The organism is Bacillus sp. ok061 (assembly GCF_900108285.1).
Lineage (GTDB): Bacteria > Bacillota > Bacilli > Bacillales > Bacillaceae_G > Bacillus_A > Bacillus_A thuringiensis_S.
This window is the reverse complement of record NZ_FNUW01000003.1, coordinates 97,724-117,760: the sequence shown is the minus strand read 5'-3', so window position 1 is coordinate 117,760 and position 20,037 is coordinate 97,724. Positions and strand designations below refer to the sequence as shown.

Sequence of the window (20,037 nt, the reverse complement as noted above, 5' to 3'; positions counted from 1 at the left end):
TTTAATCTATTTACTTTGTAATAAATTGTTGTGTCCAGTAGTTGCCGCTTTCTACATAACCAACACCGATGTGAGTGAAGCCGTTATTTAAGATGTTTGCACGGTGTCCAGCGCTGTTCATCCAAGCTTGTACTACTTCTTCAGGTGTACGTTGGCCTTGAGCGATGTTTTCACCTGCAGATGTATAAGAAATACCAAATTTCTTCATCATGTCAAACGGAGACCCGTATGTAGGGCTGTTATGATCAAAGTAGTTGTTTTTTTGCATGTCTTCAGACTTAATACGTGCTACTTTGCTTAATTCAGTATCGATTTTTAGTGCTGGTAAGCCTTGTTTTGCACGCTCAGCGTTTGTTAATTCAACAACACGTTGTTCGAACTCGCTTAAAGATTTTGCTTCTTCAGCAGGCTTTTGCTCAGCAGGTTTTTGTTCAGCAGGTTTTTGAGTATTGTTGTTTTCAGCAGGCTTTTGAGCTTCTGGTTTTTGAACTTCTTCAGCAGGCTTTTGCTCAACTGGTTTTTGCTCAGCAGGCTTTTGAGTTTCTGGCTTAGCTGTTGGTTGCTCAGTTACAACATTTTCAGTAGGTTGTTGACCAGGAATAATGCAATTTGGTTGGAAGTTTCCTTGTTGCCATTGCGCTAATGACTCAACGCCCATAGATTGTAAGAATGCTTGTAATTCTTGTTGGTTCATTTGTTTCATCATTACTTTTGAATGCTGAATATTTTGAACCTTAATGTTAGATGGTTGTACTGTTGCAGCTTGTGCATCTAGAGAAGATACTCCTAAAGTAAGAGCTGTTGCAGCAGCTACAGATAATAAAACACGCTTTTTCATGATGTGTGTCCCCCTATATAAAGTTTTAATTTGTTTTCACACGATTTGTTTTTGACAGCCTGTCTGACTGACAAATTTATCGTAGCATACAATTTGCGAGAAAAAAGATGGAAAAAAATTCATAGACTTTAAAATTACCTAATTTATCCTAAGAGAAGAAGTGAGCAAAAATAAGAGAAATATAGAGTATAAAAGGAATTTATAGTGTTTTTATACTTGATTTTAAGAGGGGGTTTTTGGATGAATTTACCTAAATGGAAAATGAAGAATCCTATTGTATCAATGGTTTGAGCGATTTTTTGAGGAATATAATGGATTGATTTTTACAAAACTGTAATGTTTCTGTTGTTCTTTTTTATAATAAAGTAACATATTTTTAATGTTGTAGCAGACAAAAAAGCGGCTATCTCTTTACATAGACGAAGGAGATAGCCGTTTTCCTATTATTACGTATGTTACGAGTTATTACGAGTTAGTTTCAATTGCTTCTAATAATAAATCTACAATGTGAATTCCTCTCATTTTATGAGAAAGCCCTTCTCGCTCAATTCCTAATTTCATTTGTAATAAACAACCTGGATTTGCAGTAACAATGGTTGCTGCTTCTGTTTCATGCACACGGTCCATTTTGTAATCTAGAAATTCCATTGATAACTCTGAATGAACAATATTGTAAATACCAGCAGAGCCACAGCAGCGGTCCGCATCTTTCATTTCACGATATGTTGCACCTTGGATAGCCTCTAGTAACATACGAGGTTCAGAAGCTGTGCGCATAACATTGCGTAAATGACAAGAGTCTTGATATGTAATAATTTGCTGCGTGAGTCGTAAATCAGTTCGCTTATGGAAGTCTAGTTCTACTAGTATAGCAGTAATATCTTTAATCTTAGAAACAAACTGCTTAGCACGTTCAGCCCACTCCGAATCATCCTTTAAAAGATAATCATAGTCTACGAGGTAAGCTCCGCAACCACCTGCATTCGTAATAATATAGTCGATGTTTAAATCTTCGAATGCCTTTATATTTCGCTTTGCTAATTCTTTTGCTCCACTCTTTTCACCAGCATGTCCATGCAATGCACCGCAGCAACTTTGTGTTTTCGGAATAACAATATCACAACCAGCTAATTGGAGAAGTTTCATCGTTGCGTTATTTGTTTCTAAAAACATCGTATCCATTAAGCAGCCTGTGAAGAATGCAACTTGTTTTTTCTTTGTACTTTCTGCAGGTAAAAATAAAGGACGATCTTTCATTGCTTTCATTTTAGGGACTTTTGGTAAAACGAGATCCATTGTTGCAAGTGTTTCAGGGAATAACTTCATAATACCTGTTTTATGTGTTAGCGTTTGTAAACCAGAACGTTGATAAAATCCGATTAGTCCGGTTAATGTTCGCATTCGATTTTGATGGGGGAATAATCCTTCAAAAACGACTTTTCGAACAGCTTTCACTGGCATTGAGAATTTTTTATTTTGATTAATAATATCTCGAGCTTCTTCTAATAAATGTCCATAATTTACACCAGATGGACAAACAGGCTCACAAGCACGGCAACCAAGACAAACGTTTAATGTATTTTCAACATCTTCATCTGGTTCGATTAAACCATCAACGACTGCTTTCATTAATGCGATACGTCCGCGCGGTGAATGTGACTCTTTATATCCGGATTGAATGTAGGTAGGACAAGTAGGTAAACAAAAACCGCATCGCATACAGTTTAGTAATTCATCTTCACTTAATCGTTCTTTAAATTCTTTTTGAATATTTTCTTTATTTAATGTGGTCATCGCTCAACCACCACTCTTTTTCGAGTGTCTTTCGCGAACATTTTTCCAGGATTCATAATGTTATTTGGATCGAAAGCTTGCTTTATTCCTTGCATAGCTGCAATACCTTCTTTACCTAATTTCATTTCTAAATATGGAGCTTTCATCGCACCAACACCGTGTTCACCAGTAATTGTGCCACCAAGTTCAATTGCTTTCGCAAATATTTCAGCAAAAGCTTGTTCAGCTCGGTGCATCTCTTCTGCATTACGAGCATCTGTCATACAAGTTGGATGTAAGTTACCATCACCAGCGTGTCCAAACGTACAAATAGGAATATTATATTTTTTTGCAATGGCATTAATAACTTCAACCATCGGAGCGATTTGTGAACGTGGTACAGTCGCATCTTCTAATATTGTAGTAGGTTTTAATCGTGCGAGCGCTGATAGAGCACTACGGCGAGCAGTACGAAGCGCATCTGCTTCTGTTTCATCTTTTGCAATGCGAACATCAACTGCATTCATAGAGCGGCAAACGTTAGCCATGTTTTCAATATCTCGATTGACTACTTCGGGCGGGCCGTCTTGTTCGATTAATAAAATTGCTTTTACATCTGTAGGTAAACCGATTTGTGCAAACTCTTCTACTACTTCAATTGTCGGTTGGTCTAAAAACTCCAGTGTTGCTGGAATGATTTTATTTGCAATAATAGAAGAAACAGCACGTGCAGCTTCATTAATATCTTCATATAATGCAAGCATTGTTTTCTTTGTTTCAGGCATAGGAACAAGTTTTAATATGGCTTCTGTTACCACGCCAAGTGTTCCTTCAGAGCCGATAAATAAACGAGTTAAATCGTAACCAGCTACATCTTTTGCTAATTTGCCGCCAGTACGAATAATATCACCATTTGGTAAGACAAGTTCAAGCCCCATTACATAATCACGTGTTACGCCATATTTCAAACCGCGTAATCCACCTGAGTTTTCATTAATATTACCGCCGATTGTAGAAATTTTCATCGAGCTTGGATCTGGTGGATAAAATAAACCTTTTTCTTCTACCGCTTTAATAATATCAAGTGTAATGACACCAGCTTGTACAGTAATTGTTAAGTTTTCTTCATCAATTTCTAAAATATTGTTCATATGGCGGAAAATAAGGACGATACCGCCTTCAAGTGGACATGTTCCTGCGCAAAGGTTTGTTCCAGACCCGCGCACATACACAGGAATTTTGTGAGTGTTACATACTTTTAACACTTCAGCTACTTCATTTGTATTACGAGGAGCAATGACTGCATCAGGCATTGCTTGGAAGTTTGGAGTGGCATCATAACTATAAGTTAAACGCCCCATATTGGATGTATCTACATTACCTTCGCCAACAATAGATACGAATGAATGAATAATTTGTTTTTCTAACATTGGAAATCCCCCTCAAACTGTTAACGTGTTTAGTTATAATAAACAACGTGGTAACAGTGCTTTCGTTATAATGATAAAAAAGTCGAGGGATTCTTTCTATGTATAATCATCTAAAGATTAATCTGTTTTATCGTTCTTTTTTGTATGATTATCTAATAGGAGGAGTGCGAAGTATAAAACGTTTAAGTCTTTGAATTGTTTTGGATCAAGTCCTGTATGTTCTTCAATCTTTTTTAGCCTGTAATGTAATGTGTTAATGTGTATATGTAATTGTTTAGCTGTCTGTTTATAAGATTGGTTATAATCGATAAATAAGCGTAAGGTGTGCATAAGCTCAGAAGATGATAGTAAGTTTTCGATGGTACGCTCTAGAAATTGTTCACGCGTTTCGGCAGAAATATCTTGTAAACACATTTCTAAACGTAAATCTTCATTAAATACAATTTGTTTCGTTTCCAATGATACAGAAAGAGCACGTAATGCTTGTTCGTAAGATATGTTCATATTGTTTGGGGTAACTGTTTGTCCAATCCCGATATATAAAGGAATAGAAAATAAAGCTTCGCAGTCTTGTTTTAATCGTTTTAAAAATTGGTATGTTTGCTCGTTGGAGCTCATCGCTGTAAATAAAATAAAACGATCATTTCCCCACCGAACAAATAGATGCTCTTTTGTTAATATATTACGTATATGTTGCCATATTTTACGCTGGAGCATCGTGTCATTTTGGCCAATAGAAAACAAAATAAGTTGTTTCTTCTTATATAAATCAATGCCAAGTGTTTTGGCGCGATCGAGAAAACTTGGAGACCATTCTGTATTTTGAAGCCAATCAAAGACGAAAGCTTCATAAGAACGATGCTCAAGTTCTAGTTGCTCTAAAAAGTAGTTTTCATGAATTAATAACTCGGTCATCTTACGCAATATTTCTCCATAGCGTGAAATATTTTCAGGTTCTCCTGTAATTCCAATAACACCAATTACTTCGTCATGAAATAATAAAGGAAGATTCATCCCAGCCTTTACACCTTGCAACTGCCTTTCATCTTCTGTTGTAATGATGACAGTTTTCTTTTGGTTGGCGCAGCGGAGTGCACCTTCATGAAATTGACCAATTCTTTCTGTATCTGTACTTGCAATAATAACGCCTTGTATATTAATAATAATAATATTTTCTGTAATTAGTCTGCGTACTTCTCGTACAATTTTATTCGCTAAATCAGGAAATAGCATAATTGACACACCTCAAATTCTATTTGTTGTACATTATATATGTAAATTGAGTAAGAAAGGAAAATTTCACACTTTCCACACATTTATTTGTTATTTTACAATTATAACGAAATCATCCGAAGATGGAGGGAATCTTTTGAGAAAGTATGTTTTTCTTCTCTGTTTTTTATTTCTATTAGTAGGGTGTCAAGGAAGTTCATATACACCAATTGCTAAAGATAAAAATGTTATTATAACAACGAATATAAAAGAAGGCAGCATTAGTTTTATTGATAAAAAAAATAAAAAGTTAATCACGACATGGGAACTAAATGAGCCAATGGCCGGAATCACACTGCTTCCAAACGGTGAGGAAATCCTTGTATACGGTAAGCAATTAGAATATATGTATGTATATTCACTGGCGGAAGGAAGGCAAGTGGAAAAATATAAAACTGGAAAGGGCATTGTAAATGTGGTCGTATCAGAAGATAAAAAACAATTATTTGCTGCCGATCAAAATGTTCAAAAGGTAAGGTTCTTTACGATAAATGGGAAAGAGACCGGAAATGTTTCAACAGGAAAAGGTCCTATAACGATGGTAGAGTATCATAATCGGTTATCTGTACTAAACTTTTATGATACGAAACTAACGACAATTGATACGAAGAAAAAAGAAGTTGTTCAATCCTTTATGATTCCGCCAGCATCAACCGGAGCAACGATTAGTCCTGATGGGAAAGAAATATGGATTGGCGGACATGGTGATGGAAATCAAGTAAATGAGAAAGTGTTAGTGTATTCTTTACAGGGGGGAGAAATGGTGCGCTCTTTACACGCTCCATTTATGCCTGTGAATATAACGAAGGATAGTAAGTACGTATATGCACTAAGTCATGGTTCGAACACACTTAGAAAGTTTGATATTAGCACATATAAAGAAATAGCTTCTGTAGAAGTAGGATCGAATCCATTTGCATTTTTGGAGAGCGGAGCAGAAGGATATGTAGCAAGTTATGATAGTGATGAAGTGTGCGTTATGGATATGAGGAATTTGAAAATAAAACAAACAATTAAAGTCGGAAAAGGACCGTTTCAACTCATAGAGAGGGAAGGGAAGGACAATGAATAAATATAGAGTGCTAGTTGTAGATGATGAAAGTGATATGAGGCAGCTTGTTGGAATGTATTTGGACAACTTCGGATATGAGTGGGGAGAAGCTGAAGATGGAAAAGAGGCTCTTAAAAAACTAGAAACAGATCATTATGATTTCGTTGTATTAGATATTATGATGCCAGAAATGGATGGACTTTCAGTTTGTAAAGAAATTAGAAAAACGTCAGATGTGCCGATTATATTTTTAACCGCAAAAGGTGAAGAGTGGAATAGGGTGAACGGCTTACGTATGGGAGCGGATGATTATATTGTAAAACCGTTTAGTCCTGGTGAATTGGTTGCCCGTATGGAAGCTGTGTTAAGAAGATATACAAAGCAAGAACAGCAAGAAGAGATTCAATTTGGACCAATTCTTATCAATGAAAAAAGTAGACGAATAGAGGCGGATGGTGAGCCGATTTCTCTTACTGTAAAAGAGTTTGATTTACTATATTTTCTTTGTCAGCATACAGGACAAGTATTTAGCCGGGAGCAATTACTTGAAAAGGTATGGGGATATGATTATGCGGGAAGTACAAGAACAGTAGATACGCACGTGAAAACGATGCGCTTGAAGCTTGGAGAAAGTGGAAACTACATTCAAACTGTTTGGGGTGTAGGCTATAAATTCGAGGTGTAACGTATGTTTACGATGGTACAAAAACTTTGGCTTACAGTAGTATGTGCAGTATGTGTAACAGTGTCCTTTCTTTATTTCGTATCTTTATACTCATATGAAAAACTATACGTTGATAATTTAAAAGGTTCATTAGTAATGGAAGGGAAAAATCTTGCTGCTCAGTATGATAAGCGCGAAGGAATATCAATTTTTGAAGAGAAAGTAAGATCATTTGATCAAATATCTAGTTCAGACGTTCTTTTCGTGTCTAATCCGCGTGATTTAAGTGCATGTTTACCTTTTGATGTGCATCATCATTCTCTTATAAGCGAAGGAGATAGGCAAACGCTATTAGATGGGAAAACTGTGACAAAGATAGGATATGAAGAACATTTTGAACGTAATATTATGGGGGTTGTCATCCCTGTATTGGAAAATAAAAAATTAGTCGGAATTGTATATTCTTATATTCCTTTAAAAAGTATAAAAGACTTAATATATGATATGGGTCTTATTTTAGCACCACTAGCAATTGCGATGATTTTAATTACGATATGGGTTGGAAGAAAAATTATAATTGCAATAACGAAGCCGCTTTCGCAAATGGAGCGGGTTGCAAACCATTTGGCTACGGGAGATTTCTCGGAGCGGATTACCGTTTCTTCAGAGGATGAAATTGGACGACTAGGAAAAGCATTTAATAAAATGGCAAATTCATTGGAAACAGAAGATGTAAAGCGTAAGGAATTTTTAGCAAATGTTTCGCATGAACTTAGAACACCACTTAGTTATATAAAAGGGTATAGCGAGGCTATTTTAGATGGCGTTGCAAAGGGACCACAGCAGGAAAAAGTAACGCAGCTAATTCATAAAGAAGCAGGTCGTATGCAGCGTCTCGTTCATGACTTGTTAGACTTAGCACAATTAGAAGGTGAGCACTTTCCGTTAAAGAAGCAACCTATCGTTTTTTCACAGCTGATTGAAGACGTATTAGATACGTATGAGATTAAGTTTATAGAAAAGGAAATTCATATTTCAACCAATTTAAATCCAGAGGTCATTGTCATGATTGATGAGGATCGTATGCAACAGGTGCTTCATAATGTGTTAGATAATGCGATACGGTATACAAATCAAAACGGAAATATCGTTATAACTTTAGAGCAAATCGATGATTACTGTGAATTAAAAATAAAAGATACAGGAATTGGCATTGATATAGAGCATTTAGAAAATCTTGGCGAGCGCTTTTACCGAGTTGATAAAGCGAGAAGTCGTCAACATGGTGGAACAGGTTTAGGCCTTGCTATTGTGAGACAAATTGTCCATATACATGGTGGACAGTGGCAAATTGAAAGTGAAAAAGATACGGGAACAACGGTTATTATTAAACTGAATGTACAGGATGATGTGGGCATGTTCTAATTTTTAGGACATGTTCTTTATATTGAAGAAAATATTTATCCCGCTATTTGCCGGGCAGTAAGCCCCCCACCTCAAAATTCAGCGGAAGCAAAGAAGTTAGGTGGGGGCCCTGCTGCCCGTAAACACCCGATTGGTGAGGGCTAATAATCAGTGGGGAATGAACAAAACCCCTACTGATTAAAGTTTCACTTTATACGTAAAAATATAAATTAATATGTAATAAATATCGAAAATTTGACTATTTTATGAACAAAACATTTGTACTTCTTATCAATTCGGTCTAAAATAGTTATGATGCAAAGTTCTTATAAATCGTTTCAATTGTTGTTTGGAAGATACTGAGGTGATTTAACTGGAGTACAAATCTATTAAACCGAAAAAAATTTACGAAGAAGTATCTGAAGCTATTTTAACAATGATTAAAAATGGTACGTTAAAACCTGGTGACAAACTACTCCCTGTGCATCAATTAGCTGAGCAGTTTCAAGTTGGCAGATCTGCTGTTCGTGAAGCGCTAAGTGCGCTAAGAGCGATGGGCTTAATTGAGATGAAACAAGGAGAAGGTACATATGTGAAGAACTTCGATTCTTCTTCATTAACAAAATCATTAAACAATAGATTATTAATGAAGAAAGAGGATATTTTGAATTTATTAGAAGTACGAAAGGTGCTTGAAGTGGGGGCAGTTCGAGTAGCGGCGGCAAAACGTACGGAAGATAATTTACAAAATATGAAACATTGGTTAGATGAAATGGCAAAGAGCATTGGAGATGAAAAGGCTGGCGAAAAAGCCGATTTTCAATTTCATATGGGAATTGCAGAGTCTTCGCATAATAACATTTTGCTTGAACTCATGAATCATGTTTCAGAGATGATTGCTGAAACGATTGGTGAATCAAGACGCATTATTTTATATGGTGAACAAACGACATCAGAACGACTTATAGAAGAGCATCAAGTTATATATGATGCGGTGTTAAAACAAGATGTAGAATTAGCGCAGCAAGCAATGCTAGATCATTTAACAAATGTAGAACATATTGTCACAGGTAAAAACGATATAAATTCGTAATTTAATCTTTTAAAAATTTAATTTTCTGATAAAATAGAGAAAGATTAAGTAAGCGTTTTCTTTAGAAGAGGGAGAGGATAGGCTATGGTTGAGCCTATTTCTTCTCTACTCAGTTATCTGATGACCATATGTTTGTTGGTGAAGTTGTAAAAAGGGGGAGTAATAGTTATGAAAGTTACTTTATTTGTTACTTGTTTAGTCGATATGTTTGAAACAAATGTCGGCAAAGCAACAGTTGAAGTGTTGGAGCGTTTAGGTTGTGAAATTGAATTTCCAGAAGCACAAGTTTGTTGTGGTCAGCCTGCTTATAATAGCGGCCATGTAGAAGCAGCAAAAGAAGCGATGAAACATATGATTGAAACTTTTGAAGATGCAGAATATATTGTTACACCATCTGGCTCGTGTGCGACAATGTTTCATGAGTATCCGCATGTTTTCAAAGATGATCCAAAGTGGGCTAAACGTGCACAAAAAGTTGCTGATAAAACTTATGAATTTACACAGTTTATTGTAGATGTTTTAAAAGTTACAGATGTTGGTGCAAGTTTATCAGGGATAGCTACTATTCATAAATCATGTCATATGACACGCCTGCTTGGAGTAAAAGAAGCACCAGGGATTTTATTATCAAATGTAAAAGGATTAACTGTGAGAGATTTGCCAAACGTGCAAAATTGTTGTGGGTTTGGGGGAACGTTTTCAGTTAAGATGACTCCAATCTCTGAGCAAATGGTAGATGAAAAAGTAGATAGTGTAATGGAAACAGGTGCAGATTATTTAATCGGTGCAGATTGTGGGTGTTTGTTAAACATTGGCGGACGTATTGAGCGTTTAGGAAAAGAAGTAAAAGTAATGCATATTGCTGAGGTACTGAATAGTCGCTCATGAAGGGGGAACATAAGCTATGTCTATGAAAATCAGTGAGAAAAAATTTAATGATCGCGTTGGTGATGGAATTCAAGATTCGTTTATGCGCGGAGCAGTATCTTCTGCACAAACGCGTTTATATACGAATCGCTTAAAAGCCGCAGATGAATTAGGAAACTGGGAAGAGTGGCGTGAACTAGGTGAACAAATCCGTCAACATACGTTAGAAAATCTTGATTATTATTTAATGCAGTTAAGTGAAAATGTATCAAAAAGAGGCGGACACGTGTACTTTGCGAAGACGAAAGAGGAAGCAGCAAAGTATATTCAAGACGTCGCCAAAAAGAAACAAGCGAAAAAAGTAGTAAAATCAAAGTCGATGGTAACAGAAGAAATCAGTATGAACCATGCGCTTGAAGAGATTGGCTGTGAAGTGTTAGAGAGTGATTTAGGAGAGTATATCTTGCAAGTAGATAACGATCCACCTTCACATATTATTGCACCCGCACTTCATAAAAATAGAACGCAAATTCGCGATGTATTTAAAGAAAAGCTAGGCTATGAAAATTCTGATGACCCGTATGAAATGACAAAGTTTGTTCGTAAACAACTTCGTGAGAAATTTATGGATGCAGAAATTGGTGTAACTGGTTGTAACTTTGCTGTTGCAAATACGGGCTCTCTTTGTTTAGTAACGAATGAAGGTAATGCAGATCTTGTTATGTCAATTCCGAAAACACAAATTGCAGTAATGGGTATGGAACGTATGGTTCCGACAATGGAAGAATTAGATGTTTTAGTTGGTTTATTATGTCGTAGTGCAGTAGGTCAAAAATTAACAAGTTATGTAACAGTAGCAGGACCAATTCAAGAAGAGGAAGTTGATGGACCTGAAGAATTCCATTTAGTTGTTGTTGATAATGGTCGCTCTCAAATTCTTGGATCTGAATTCCGTTCAGTATTACAATGTATTCGTTGCGCTGCTTGTGTAAATGTATGTCCTGTATATCGTCACGTTGGTGGACATTCATATGGATCGATTTATTCAGGACCAATCGGCGCGGTATTAACACCGCTTCTAGGTGGATATGATGATTACAAAGAGCTTCCTTATGCATCTAGTTTATGCGGAGCATGTACAGAAGCTTGTCCAGTAAAAATTCCATTGCATGATTTATTATTAAAACATCGTCAAGTCATCGTTGAGCAAGAAGGGCGTGCACCACTTGCAGAAAAACTAGCGATGAAAATGTTTAGTATGGGTGCTTCTTCAGCTGCTTTATATAAAATGGGTTCAAAAATGGCACCAGCAGCAATGAGTCCATTTACATCTGGTAATCGTGTATCAAAAGGTGTTGGACCACTTAAAAACTGGACGGATATTCGTGAATTCCCAGCTCCAAGTAAAGAACGATTCCGTGATTGGTATAAAGATCATAAGAAAGGCGGGGATAAATAATGGCAGGATTAATTCAAAACCGTGATGCCTTTCTAGATAATATTGCAAAAGAACTTGGGCGTGCGCGTAAAACGGAAGGTGTAGAACGCCCAGTATGGAAAAGTAATGTGAATGTAGAAACGTTAAAAGATTATTCACAAGAAGAATTACTAGAAGTGTTTAAAAATCAATGTACAAACATTCATACAACTGTAGTAGAAACGACAAATGACCGTTTAGGTGAAGACCTTCAAAAAGTAATCATGGAAAACGGCGGGGGACCTATTTTATTATCAGCAGATGAGCGTTTTGATGCATATGGTTTAACATCTTTATTTAAAGAAGAACTTCCAAAGCGAGACGTTGAAGTAAACGTATGGGATCCAGAGAGAAAAGATGAAAATATGCGTTTAGCTGAAAAAGCGAATATTGGTATTGCATTTAGTGATTATACATTAGCTGAATCCGGAACAATTGTCGTACAAAGTCATAAAGGACAAGGACGTTCTTTACACTTTTTACCGACTGTATATTTTGCTATTATTCCACGTGAAACACTTGTGCCTCGTATTACACAAGCAGTTAAAGATATGAACTCACGTGTAGAAAATGGAGAGACAGCGGCATCTTGTATTAACTTTATTACAGGACCAAGTAATTCGGCTGACATTGAAATGAATCTTGTTGTCGGAGTACACGGACCATTAAAAGCAGTATATTTCATCGTATAAAAGAGGGGAAAGCAGGCCAGAAAATGGCCTGCTTTTTTAGTAGAATAAAGGATAATATGAAGTAGAAGTTCTCTCCTTTTTTTGCTATGTTCTTTTGGAAAGGAGAGGAAGGGATGTTCACTTATTTATATGCACTGTTAGCAGGGATGGTGTTTGGTTCTTTTTTTATGTTAGTTGCGATGAGGGTTCCATTAGGGGAGTCTATCATTACCCCGCGTTCACATTGTCATTATTGTAAATATGTGCTAAGGCCAAAAGAACTAATCCCCATCATTTCATTTTATATACAAAGAGGCTGTTGTACGAATTGTAAGAGGAAAATTCCGATTATGTATGTAGCATTTGAATGTATAACAGGAAGTATATTTCTTCTTACCGTGTATATGATTGGAATAGAACGAGAGCTTATTATCATTTTATCCCTTTTTTCGCTACTTCTTATTATTTCACTTACAGATTACTTATATATGTTAATTCCTGATTGTATTTTAATTTCGTTTGCCGTTTTACTCATTCTCGAAAGTGTTTTTGTACAATTAGTTACTTGGACAGATAGTATAGTTGGTAGTGGTGTTATATTCATTTTGTTATATTGCATGCAAAAGATATATCCAGAAGGGCTTGGCGGTGGAGATATAAAACTACTTTCGTTGCTTGGGTTTATAGTAGGAGTGAAGGGAGTTTTTATCATTTTATTTTTAGCCTCTTGTTTTAGTCTTTGTTTTTTCGGGATTGGGATCGTATTAAAACGTATAGAAGTACGAAAGCCCATTCCATTTGGTCCTTTTATTAGCCTTGGGGCAATATGTTATGTATTGGTCGCATATTCAAAGTAGAGAGGGAATAGAAAATGAACGTATATATGGATGATCAAAGAAGTTGTCCGTTCGGGTATGTGCCGGCAACTACAGTAGAATGTGCCTTACAAATGGTTCGGGATTATGGTGTGAATATTCTTTCCCTTGATTTTAATATGGGATGGGGAGAAAAAAGTGGACTAGATTTTGTAGAAGCCTTTCGTACAGAGGGGTTATATGTAAATGAAATTCACCTTCATACGAATGATATCATGCGGTATGCATAAGATGAAACAAAGAATGGACAAGGGAAAGGAAGAAGGAGAAATTAATCCTCACCTTGTTGTTAAATATGTGGGAAGCTAAAAACTCCAAAGTAAAACTTTGGAGTTTTTAATGTTTCATATGTGCTTGTAAAGGAATAATCTCTTCTTGCTGAGCTGCTGCGATTTCAGTTTCTTCCTGTTGAACGTCAGGTGTTTTCTTAGTTAAGTAGTGGTATACCATACCGACAAATACTGATCCACCAATAATGTTACCGATTGTAACAGGAATTAAGTTATGAATAGCACCTGAAAAAGAAATTGTCTCAGGATGCGGTGAAACTAAAGATAAAGCAAAGAGTGATAAGTTTGCAATGCTATGTTCGTAACCAGATAAGAAGAATGTGAAAACAAGTAGCATCATGACCATTATTTTTGCTGTGTCACCTTTAACCTGAGAAGGTAAGAAGCAAGCAAGACATACGAGCCAGTTACATAAAATGGCTTTAAAGAATAACTGCATTGTAGGTGTGTTCATCTTTCCTTCAACGACTTTACTCATTAAGTGACCGTGATCAATTGCTTCAAAAATTCCAGTTGCGTAAAATAGTAAGGCAAAGAATAACGCGCCACCTAAGTTACCTGCGTAACAAGCAACCCAGTTACGAAGTGTATCAGAAATCGTTGTTTCCTTTCTTAAAGTTGCTACAGTAAAGTACATTGTGTTTCCAGTAAACAATTCAGCACCGCCATATATAATAAGTACGAGAGCAATCCCGAAAAACATAGAAGCAGCTAAATAAGTTGCTGGTGAATCTGCAATGTGAAAAAAGTTACCTAATTTAAAACATAGTACAATAATAAAACCGATATAAATACCCGCAAGTGCAGCACGAATGAAATATTGCATTGGGTTTGTATCTAGCATTTTCTTTTTGCTTTTAGCCAGTTTGACAACATAATCTAGTCCTTGTTCTAGCATGAGTAATACGCTCCTTTAGTAAATCTTCTATAAATACTCCTTATATGAATAAAGTACATGGAATTGTTCTCACTTTCAATAAGTTTGTGCAATGTTTCACAAAAAGGACATACATATATTAAGAAAACGTTTACAAAAAATAGTATAATGGAATTTTTCTGGATATTGAGAGGAAGAAAGCAAAAAGAAAAAGCACTGTAATTACAGCGCTTTTTCGTCTAAATTCTTTTCTACTTTTACTTCTACTTCTTTTGAGAAGAACCAACCACCAACTGCGATTCCGACTAATACAATCCAGAATGTAAGCTTCCACGGAGTGGATTCTGGGAATGAATGTGGAATTACATTTAATGCAGGGTGTGCTAATGTATAAACTGCTAGCTTTACACCAACCCAACCTACAATTAAGAATGCTGCAGTTTCAAGTCCTGGTTTACGTTTTAAGATTTGTACGAAAGCAGTTGCTGCAAATCGCATAATGATTAATCCGATAAGTCCACCCACAAAGATAACAACGAATTGCCCAGTATCAAGACTACCAATTGTACCTAATCCTGTTTTTGGTAAAGTCATTGCTAGTGCAACAGCAGCTAAAATTGAATCAACTGCGAAGGCGATATCAGCAACCTCAACTTTAAATACAGTCCACCAAAAGTTCTCTTGTTTTTTCTTTGCTTCTTTTTCTTCTGTTTCTTCATCCGTATTCTTTTTAACATACGTTTTAAATAAGTGATTACCAGCGATAAACATAAGGTAGATGGCACCAATTGCTTGCACTTGCCATACATCGACTAAGAACGAAATCATAAATAACGATCCGAATCGGAAAACAAATGCCCCTGCTAATCCATAAAATAGTGCTTTCTTTCGTTTTTCTTCTGGTAAATGTTTTACCATAATTGCAAGAACAAGAGCGTTATCAGCCGCTAAAATCCCTTCAAGTGCAATTAGGATGAGTAATACCCAACCATACTCCAATAATAATGATACATCCATGTACATTCTCCTCTCATTTCTATAAGTTCTAAATAAGTGAAGAATTTCCCCACTATTTAGTTTCCCCATACTCCTGCCTATTAACTTTGGGAGAATCTGGAAATGAATACAAAAAAGACCTCTGCCGTTAATAGGCAAAGGTCTTGCTAGACATATGTAATGAAAATGCCAACAAAGCCGGAAGAACTAAGTTCTACGTAATGACGACTTTGTTTCCAAGAAATTTTCTTGGACGCTACTCCCCTTTGGAGATATGCTATTGTATTCTCATTATATGGATAATTTCTACGGTTGTCAACCTGTTAAAATATCTTCATTCGGATATTTTATTTTCCGGTTCTTTTTACGAGCAAATGAAAAAGCCAATGTTAAAGGACCCATTTTCCCAAAAAACATCATAAAGATAATAATAGCTTTTCCGATTATAGTTAAGTGGGGTGTTAAGTTCATACTGAGGCCAACAGTCCCAAATGCTGAAAATACTTCGAAAGCACTCATCAATAGAGGAACTCGCTCAGTAATACTCAAAATTAAAATAGCAAAAAAGATAAATGAAATGGAAATAATAGTAATGGTTAATGATTTGACAATGAGAGTATCTTTAATGGATTTTTTAAATACGACAATATCCTCTTGTTCTTGTAAAAATTTAAATACGCCAAAAAATATGATTAAAAATGTTGTTAACTTAATCCCACCACCCGTTGAAGCGCTACCAGCACCAATAAACATAAGGAGCATCATTAATAGGAGGGAAGGTTTTGACAATGTAGAAATATCAACTGTATTAAATCCGGCAGTTCGCGTTGAAATTACTTGAAAATAAGAGGCCATTCCTTCTTCAAATGGGGTAAAACCTCTCATAGAAAGGGAGTTATGGAACTCGAATATAAAAATAAAAAGGGTAGCAATAATGTTGACGATTAGAGTAGAAGAAAGCATAAGTTTTGAATGTAGTGTAAGGTTTTTAAAGTTTTTCTTTCTTTTTATGTCTACGATTACTGTAAAACCAATTCCACCTAAAATGATGAGAGAGGAAATGACGAAATTGACAAGAATGCTATGAGAATGGGACATTAAATTATCGCTCCACACAGAAAAACCAGCATTGTTAAAGGCTGAGATTGAATGGAAAAAACTATAATAGATCCCTTTGGTAACCCCATATTTTGGTACCCACTCAAAAGAAAGAATTAAAGTAGCGATACATTCGACTGTAAAAGAGAATAAAAATAACGATTTGGCAAGACGGATGACGCCGCCGATATTCGTTTGATTTAATGCTTGTTGTAATAAAATACGGTTTTGAAGACCGATTTTTCTTCCGAGCATAATCGCAATTAAGACAGCAAAGCTCATAATGCCAAGCCCGCCAACTTGTATAAGCGTTAAAATGACACATTGTCCAAATAAAGTAAACATTTTTCCGGTATCTACAACACCAAGCCCAGTAACAGTACAAGCGGAAACGGTTGTAAATAAGGCATCGAGCCATGAAATGGACGTTGTCGTAGCAATGGGCAGTTTTAATAAGCATGTGCCGCCAACTGATAATAGAAGAAAAGATAAAGTAAGAACGCGGGGAGGGCTCATGCTAATATTAATCCGTTTCATTTCACATATCGCTCCTTTCATTTTGCTTTGATTAGTATGTGAAAAAGCACTATTATGTATGTTGAAAATAGAAAGAGGCAGAGAATATCTGCCTCTAAGCCATATGTTATATTATTATCCACGTAATTGTTGTTGAGCTAAAGCAACAAGACGTTTTGTTACTTCGCCGCCAACTGAACCGTTAGAACGAGATGCTGTATTAGATCCTAAGCTTACACCAAATTCTTGTGCAATCTCATATTTAAATTGTTCAAGCGCTTGCTCTGCACCTGGAACTAATAATTTGTTTGTTTTTACCATGTTGATACACATCCTTATGAGTAGTCCAGTTCAGCTAAGTTCTTATCTAAACTGGTAACGTTATTTTATGTGGAAATGACGTAGTCATACGCGGAAGTAATCGGTGCGATTAGAAGTTCTTGGATAGAAAAAAGAGTAGCAAATTTGCTACTCTTTTTTTAGTATTGTCGCCGTTCCTTCCACGACAATATCATCTGATTGATTATATATGTTTGTTTGCAACGTAATGATTTTTTTATCGTCACGCTTCTTAATAACCTCTGCCACAACACGAAGTGTATCACCGATTTTGACAGGGGCACGGAATGAAACATTTTGGGATAAATAAATCGTATTTTTGCCCGGGAGTTTCGTTCCAAGGATGGTAGAAATAAAACTCGAAACGAGCATACCGTGAGCAATACGTTCTTTAAACATTGTTGTTTTTGCAAAAGAATCTAAAATATGAATAGGATTCACATCTCCAGTCAATTTTGCAAAATTGATAACATCTTCATCCGTAATTGTTTTTGTAAGGGATGCTTGATCACCGACTTGAATCTCATCATAACGAAGCTCTGGAACAGTTTGTGCTTCTTGAAATGGATTCATTTTGTCCTCCTTCTTTTCCATATCGAAAAATGCTAGCCATCTTGATGTAGTAGGAGGAAGAAAGAGTTTTGTTTGTGCTGCAGTTAGCTCCCACATTTTTCTTACTTGATGGAAGTAAATAGATTTTTTGAATTTTCCTCGAACTTTTTTGCGAGTTCCAACTGTTTTGACTTGAACTCTTCCAAAAAACCCTCTAACTGTTTTTGAGCCTCTTCACGTTGTAATTGTTGTTGCTCAATAAATTGTTTTGTTGTTTCTTCAAATTGACCGCTTGTTTGTGTAAGGATTGACAAAGATGTTTTTGTAGGAGAAACAGTAAGTTGCTGCATATGAGCAGAAAGTTCCTTCCACTTGTCTTGCCACTCGTTAATTTGATCATTTAAGGAGTTTCCAGTTAATTGTTTCACGTAATCTGTATATTGGTTATTGAACTGAGCAGTGAGTTGTTGTAGTTCTTTTTCTAGTTCATCTACTCCTGATGTTAATTTATGCAAAGCGTCTTGTTGTTGTTTTAATGTTTCTAAAGTAAGTTGCTCTAATTGTTTCCCAGCTGAAGAGAAAAGGGAAAGTGATTGAGACCAGTTTTTCCAAAATGCATCGACTAATTCGTATGGTTTAGTTTCCATTGTTTGACCCCCAAATGTTTTTTTGCATATTGTGAACGCAGATTACTCTGCTGTACCACCAGGTGAAGATGAAGAATCCTTTTCATCCTTTTCTGGAGAAGTAGAAAATGGAAAGAATGCATTGGTGTATAACGTGAAAAACGTTCGCAACATATTTTGATAATGTTCAAAAGAAGTCGCACATGTTGTTAAATATTGCTCTCCATATTCAGTTAAAGAATAAATTCTTTTTGCCGGCCCTCCATCGCTTGTATCCCAAGTAGAAGAAATAAGGTTTTCTTTTTCTAATTTGCGTAGTGTTCTATAAACATTACCTTGGTCAACAGAAGAAAAGCCGATATCCATTAGCATTTGAATAAGTTTGTAACCATGAAGACTCCAGTCTTTTAGACAGAGAAGTAAGAAGGGAACTAAGAAGTTTTTTGGCATGGAGTTTGGTTGTTTCGCTTGGTTGTTCTCCAAACTTTCGCGTTGTTCTGGTTCATTTTGTAGCATGATTGTGCATCACCTCATGAATCAGTTAGATGGAATTTTTTGCTTATAAGTGCAATTTACACCTATCTGTTTTTAAAGTCAACACATTTGTTAGAAAATAGAAAAAATAAAATATAGACTTGAAGTTTTATTCAGAATATTAGAAAATAGTGAATAGGTTGAATTGTTTCAAAAACGAAAAAGGGAGTGTAGGTAAAGTGATTGATCAAAAATTCGATCCACTACAAGCATGGAAAAATGCTTATGAACAAACCGAAACATTTTGGGGAAAAGCGCTCAATGAAACAATTAAAACAGAAGAATATTCTGCTTGGATGGGCAGCGTTCTAGATTTGAATTTGTTTTATCAAAAAGCATTAAATGATACGACAAAAAACTATTTAGAACAAGTAAATGTGCCGACGAAAGAGGATATCGCAAGAGTGGCTACGCTTGTTATTAACTTAGAAAATAAAGTAGATAACATTGAGGAGTTTCTAGAGGAGAAAGTAGATTCTTTAGGACAAGCTCCTACATTAAAGCGTGATGTGACGAAAGTGAAACAAGATATTCGTACGCTTGAAACAAAAGTAGATCAAATTTTAGAATTGCTAGAAAAGCAAAATGCAGTACTAGCTAAACTACAAGTACCTGTAAAAGAAGAGATAAAGCCTGCGAATAAGCCGGAAAATAAAAAATGATAAAAGCGCTTGTTTATAACAGGTAAAAGAGAGAGGGAGAATCTCTTTCACGTGTAAACAGCGAAACATAATTATATAGGGACTCTACAGTATGAGTACCAAAATGATTCATAACAATCGTTCACAAATTCA

At 35.9% G+C, this 20,037-nt stretch carries 20 protein-coding genes, 1 pseudogene and 1 riboswitch; of the genes and pseudogenes, 10 read left to right on the top strand and 11 right to left on the bottom strand.

The window, feature by feature from the left end; all coding sequences use genetic code 11:
- Nucleotides 1-10: 10 nt before the first annotated feature.
- The 4 genes from C4S65_RS05625 to C4S65_RS05610 all read right to left on the bottom strand — a co-directional run bounded on the left by C4S65_RS05625 (nt 11) and on the right by C4S65_RS05610 (nt 5,283).
- The gene (locus C4S65_RS05625; protein WP_097820678.1) at nt 11-838 is read right to left on the bottom strand and encodes a CAP domain-containing protein; all 828 of its coding nucleotides are present in this window, start codon (nt 836-838) and stop codon (nt 11-13) included.
- A 465-nt stretch (nt 839-1,303) separates the two neighbouring features.
- Nucleotides 1,304-2,632: a (Fe-S)-binding protein gene (locus C4S65_RS05620; RefSeq protein ID WP_097888300.1), complete on the bottom strand. Its 1,329-nt coding sequence runs from the start codon at nt 2,630-2,632 to the stop codon at nt 1,304-1,306.
- Nucleotides 2,629-4,041: a glycolate oxidase subunit GlcD gene (gene glcD / locus C4S65_RS05615; RefSeq protein ID WP_098617802.1), complete on the bottom strand. Its 1,413-nt coding sequence runs from the start codon at nt 4,039-4,041 to the stop codon at nt 2,629-2,631. Before glcD ends, C4S65_RS05620 begins: the two co-directional genes overlap by 4 nt.
- A 117-nt stretch (nt 4,042-4,158) precedes the next feature.
- The gene (locus C4S65_RS05610; RefSeq protein ID WP_003306564.1) at nt 4,159-5,283 is read right to left on the bottom strand and encodes a sugar diacid recognition domain-containing protein; all 1,125 of its coding nucleotides are present in this window, start codon (nt 5,281-5,283) and stop codon (nt 4,159-4,161) included.
- 127 nt (nt 5,284-5,410) lie between these two features.
- Between C4S65_RS05610 and C4S65_RS05605 the strand changes: the two genes are divergently transcribed.
- From C4S65_RS05605 to C4S65_RS05565, 9 genes and pseudogenes are all read left to right on the top strand, one after another.
- The gene (locus tag C4S65_RS05605; protein ID WP_001234159.1) at nt 5,411-6,385 is read left to right on the top strand and encodes a hypothetical protein; all 975 of its coding nucleotides are present in this window, start codon (nt 5,411-5,413) and stop codon (nt 6,383-6,385) included.
- Nucleotides 6,378-7,049, top strand: a complete 672-nt coding sequence (locus C4S65_RS05600; RefSeq protein ID WP_001046394.1) for a response regulator transcription factor — start codon at nt 6,378-6,380, stop codon at nt 7,047-7,049. The genes C4S65_RS05605 and C4S65_RS05600 overlap by 8 nt, the downstream gene beginning before the upstream one ends.
- A gap of 3 nt (nt 7,050-7,052) precedes the next feature.
- Nucleotides 7,053-8,453: an ATP-binding protein gene (locus tag C4S65_RS05595; RefSeq protein WP_000494815.1), complete on the top strand. Its 1,401-nt coding sequence runs from the start codon at nt 7,053-7,055 to the stop codon at nt 8,451-8,453.
- Between the two features lie 382 nt (nt 8,454-8,835).
- A complete protein-coding gene (locus C4S65_RS05590; RefSeq protein ID WP_254904515.1) occupies nt 8,836-9,525 on the top strand; it encodes a FadR/GntR family transcriptional regulator in 690 nt (229 codons plus the stop codon).
- Between the two features lie 168 nt (nt 9,526-9,693).
- On the top strand, nt 9,694-10,413 hold the full coding sequence (locus C4S65_RS05585; RefSeq protein ID WP_000869151.1) for a (Fe-S)-binding protein: 720 nt from the start codon (nt 9,694-9,696) through the stop codon (nt 10,411-10,413).
- Between the two features lie 16 nt (nt 10,414-10,429).
- Nucleotides 10,430-11,851, top strand: a complete 1,422-nt coding sequence (locus C4S65_RS05580; protein ID WP_000061930.1) for a LutB/LldF family L-lactate oxidation iron-sulfur protein — start codon at nt 10,430-10,432, stop codon at nt 11,849-11,851.
- Nucleotides 11,851-12,561 (top strand): lactate utilization protein C, encoded by a 711-nt coding sequence (locus C4S65_RS05575; protein WP_000907753.1) that lies wholly within the window; start codon nt 11,851-11,853, stop codon nt 12,559-12,561. The genes C4S65_RS05580 and C4S65_RS05575 overlap by 1 nt, the downstream gene beginning before the upstream one ends.
- A gap of 113 nt (nt 12,562-12,674) precedes the next feature.
- Nucleotides 12,675-13,397 (top strand): A24 family peptidase, encoded by a 723-nt coding sequence (locus tag C4S65_RS05570; protein WP_000495720.1) that lies wholly within the window; start codon nt 12,675-12,677, stop codon nt 13,395-13,397.
- Between the two features lie 14 nt (nt 13,398-13,411).
- Nucleotides 13,412-13,724: pseudogene (locus C4S65_RS05565) on the top strand (cyclic-phosphate processing receiver domain-containing protein).
- Between the two features lie 27 nt (nt 13,725-13,751).
- Here C4S65_RS05565 and C4S65_RS05560 read toward each other — a convergent pair.
- From C4S65_RS05560 to phaQ, 7 genes are all read right to left on the bottom strand, one after another.
- Nucleotides 13,752-14,603, bottom strand: coding sequence for a formate/nitrite transporter family protein (locus C4S65_RS05560; protein WP_000893035.1), 852 nt, complete (start codon nt 14,601-14,603; stop codon nt 13,752-13,754).
- Between the two features lie 201 nt (nt 14,604-14,804).
- Nucleotides 14,805-15,599, bottom strand: coding sequence for a TerC family protein (locus tag C4S65_RS05555; protein ID WP_000383326.1), 795 nt, complete (start codon nt 15,597-15,599; stop codon nt 14,805-14,807).
- An 82-nt stretch (nt 15,600-15,681) separates the two neighbouring features.
- Nucleotides 15,682-15,855, bottom strand: a riboswitch (yybP-ykoY riboswitch).
- Nucleotides 15,856-15,893: 38 nt separating this feature from the next.
- Nucleotides 15,894-17,213, bottom strand: coding sequence for a TrkH family potassium uptake protein (locus C4S65_RS05550; protein WP_000822357.1), 1,320 nt, complete (start codon nt 17,211-17,213; stop codon nt 15,894-15,896).
- Between the two features lie 114 nt (nt 17,214-17,327).
- Nucleotides 17,328-17,513 carry an alpha/beta-type small acid-soluble spore protein gene (locus C4S65_RS05545; protein ID WP_000241212.1) on the bottom strand — a complete coding sequence of 62 codons (186 nt, stop codon included), beginning with the start codon at nt 17,511-17,513 and terminating at the stop codon, nt 17,328-17,330.
- 147 nt (nt 17,514-17,660) lie between these two features.
- Entirely contained in the window at nt 17,661-18,104 is a 444-nt protein-coding gene (locus C4S65_RS05540) for a MaoC family dehydratase (protein WP_001067916.1), read from the bottom strand.
- Between the two features lie 101 nt (nt 18,105-18,205).
- Complete coding sequence (gene phaP / locus C4S65_RS05535; RefSeq protein WP_000448596.1) at nt 18,206-18,730, bottom strand: polyhydroxyalkanoic acid inclusion protein PhaP; 525 nt, start codon at nt 18,728-18,730, stop codon at nt 18,206-18,208.
- A gap of 42 nt (nt 18,731-18,772) precedes the next feature.
- Nucleotides 18,773-19,225 carry a poly-beta-hydroxybutyrate-responsive repressor gene (phaQ, locus tag C4S65_RS05530; protein WP_000939954.1) on the bottom strand — a complete coding sequence of 151 codons (453 nt, stop codon included), beginning with the start codon at nt 19,223-19,225 and terminating at the stop codon, nt 18,773-18,775.
- 197 nt (nt 19,226-19,422) lie between these two features.
- On the opposite strand from phaQ, the gene phaR reads away from it, so the two are divergent.
- Entirely contained in the window at nt 19,423-19,905 is a 483-nt protein-coding gene (gene phaR / locus C4S65_RS05525; protein WP_000566941.1) for a polyhydroxyalkanoic acid synthase subunit PhaR, read from the top strand.
- Nucleotides 19,906-20,037 lie beyond the last annotated feature (132 nt).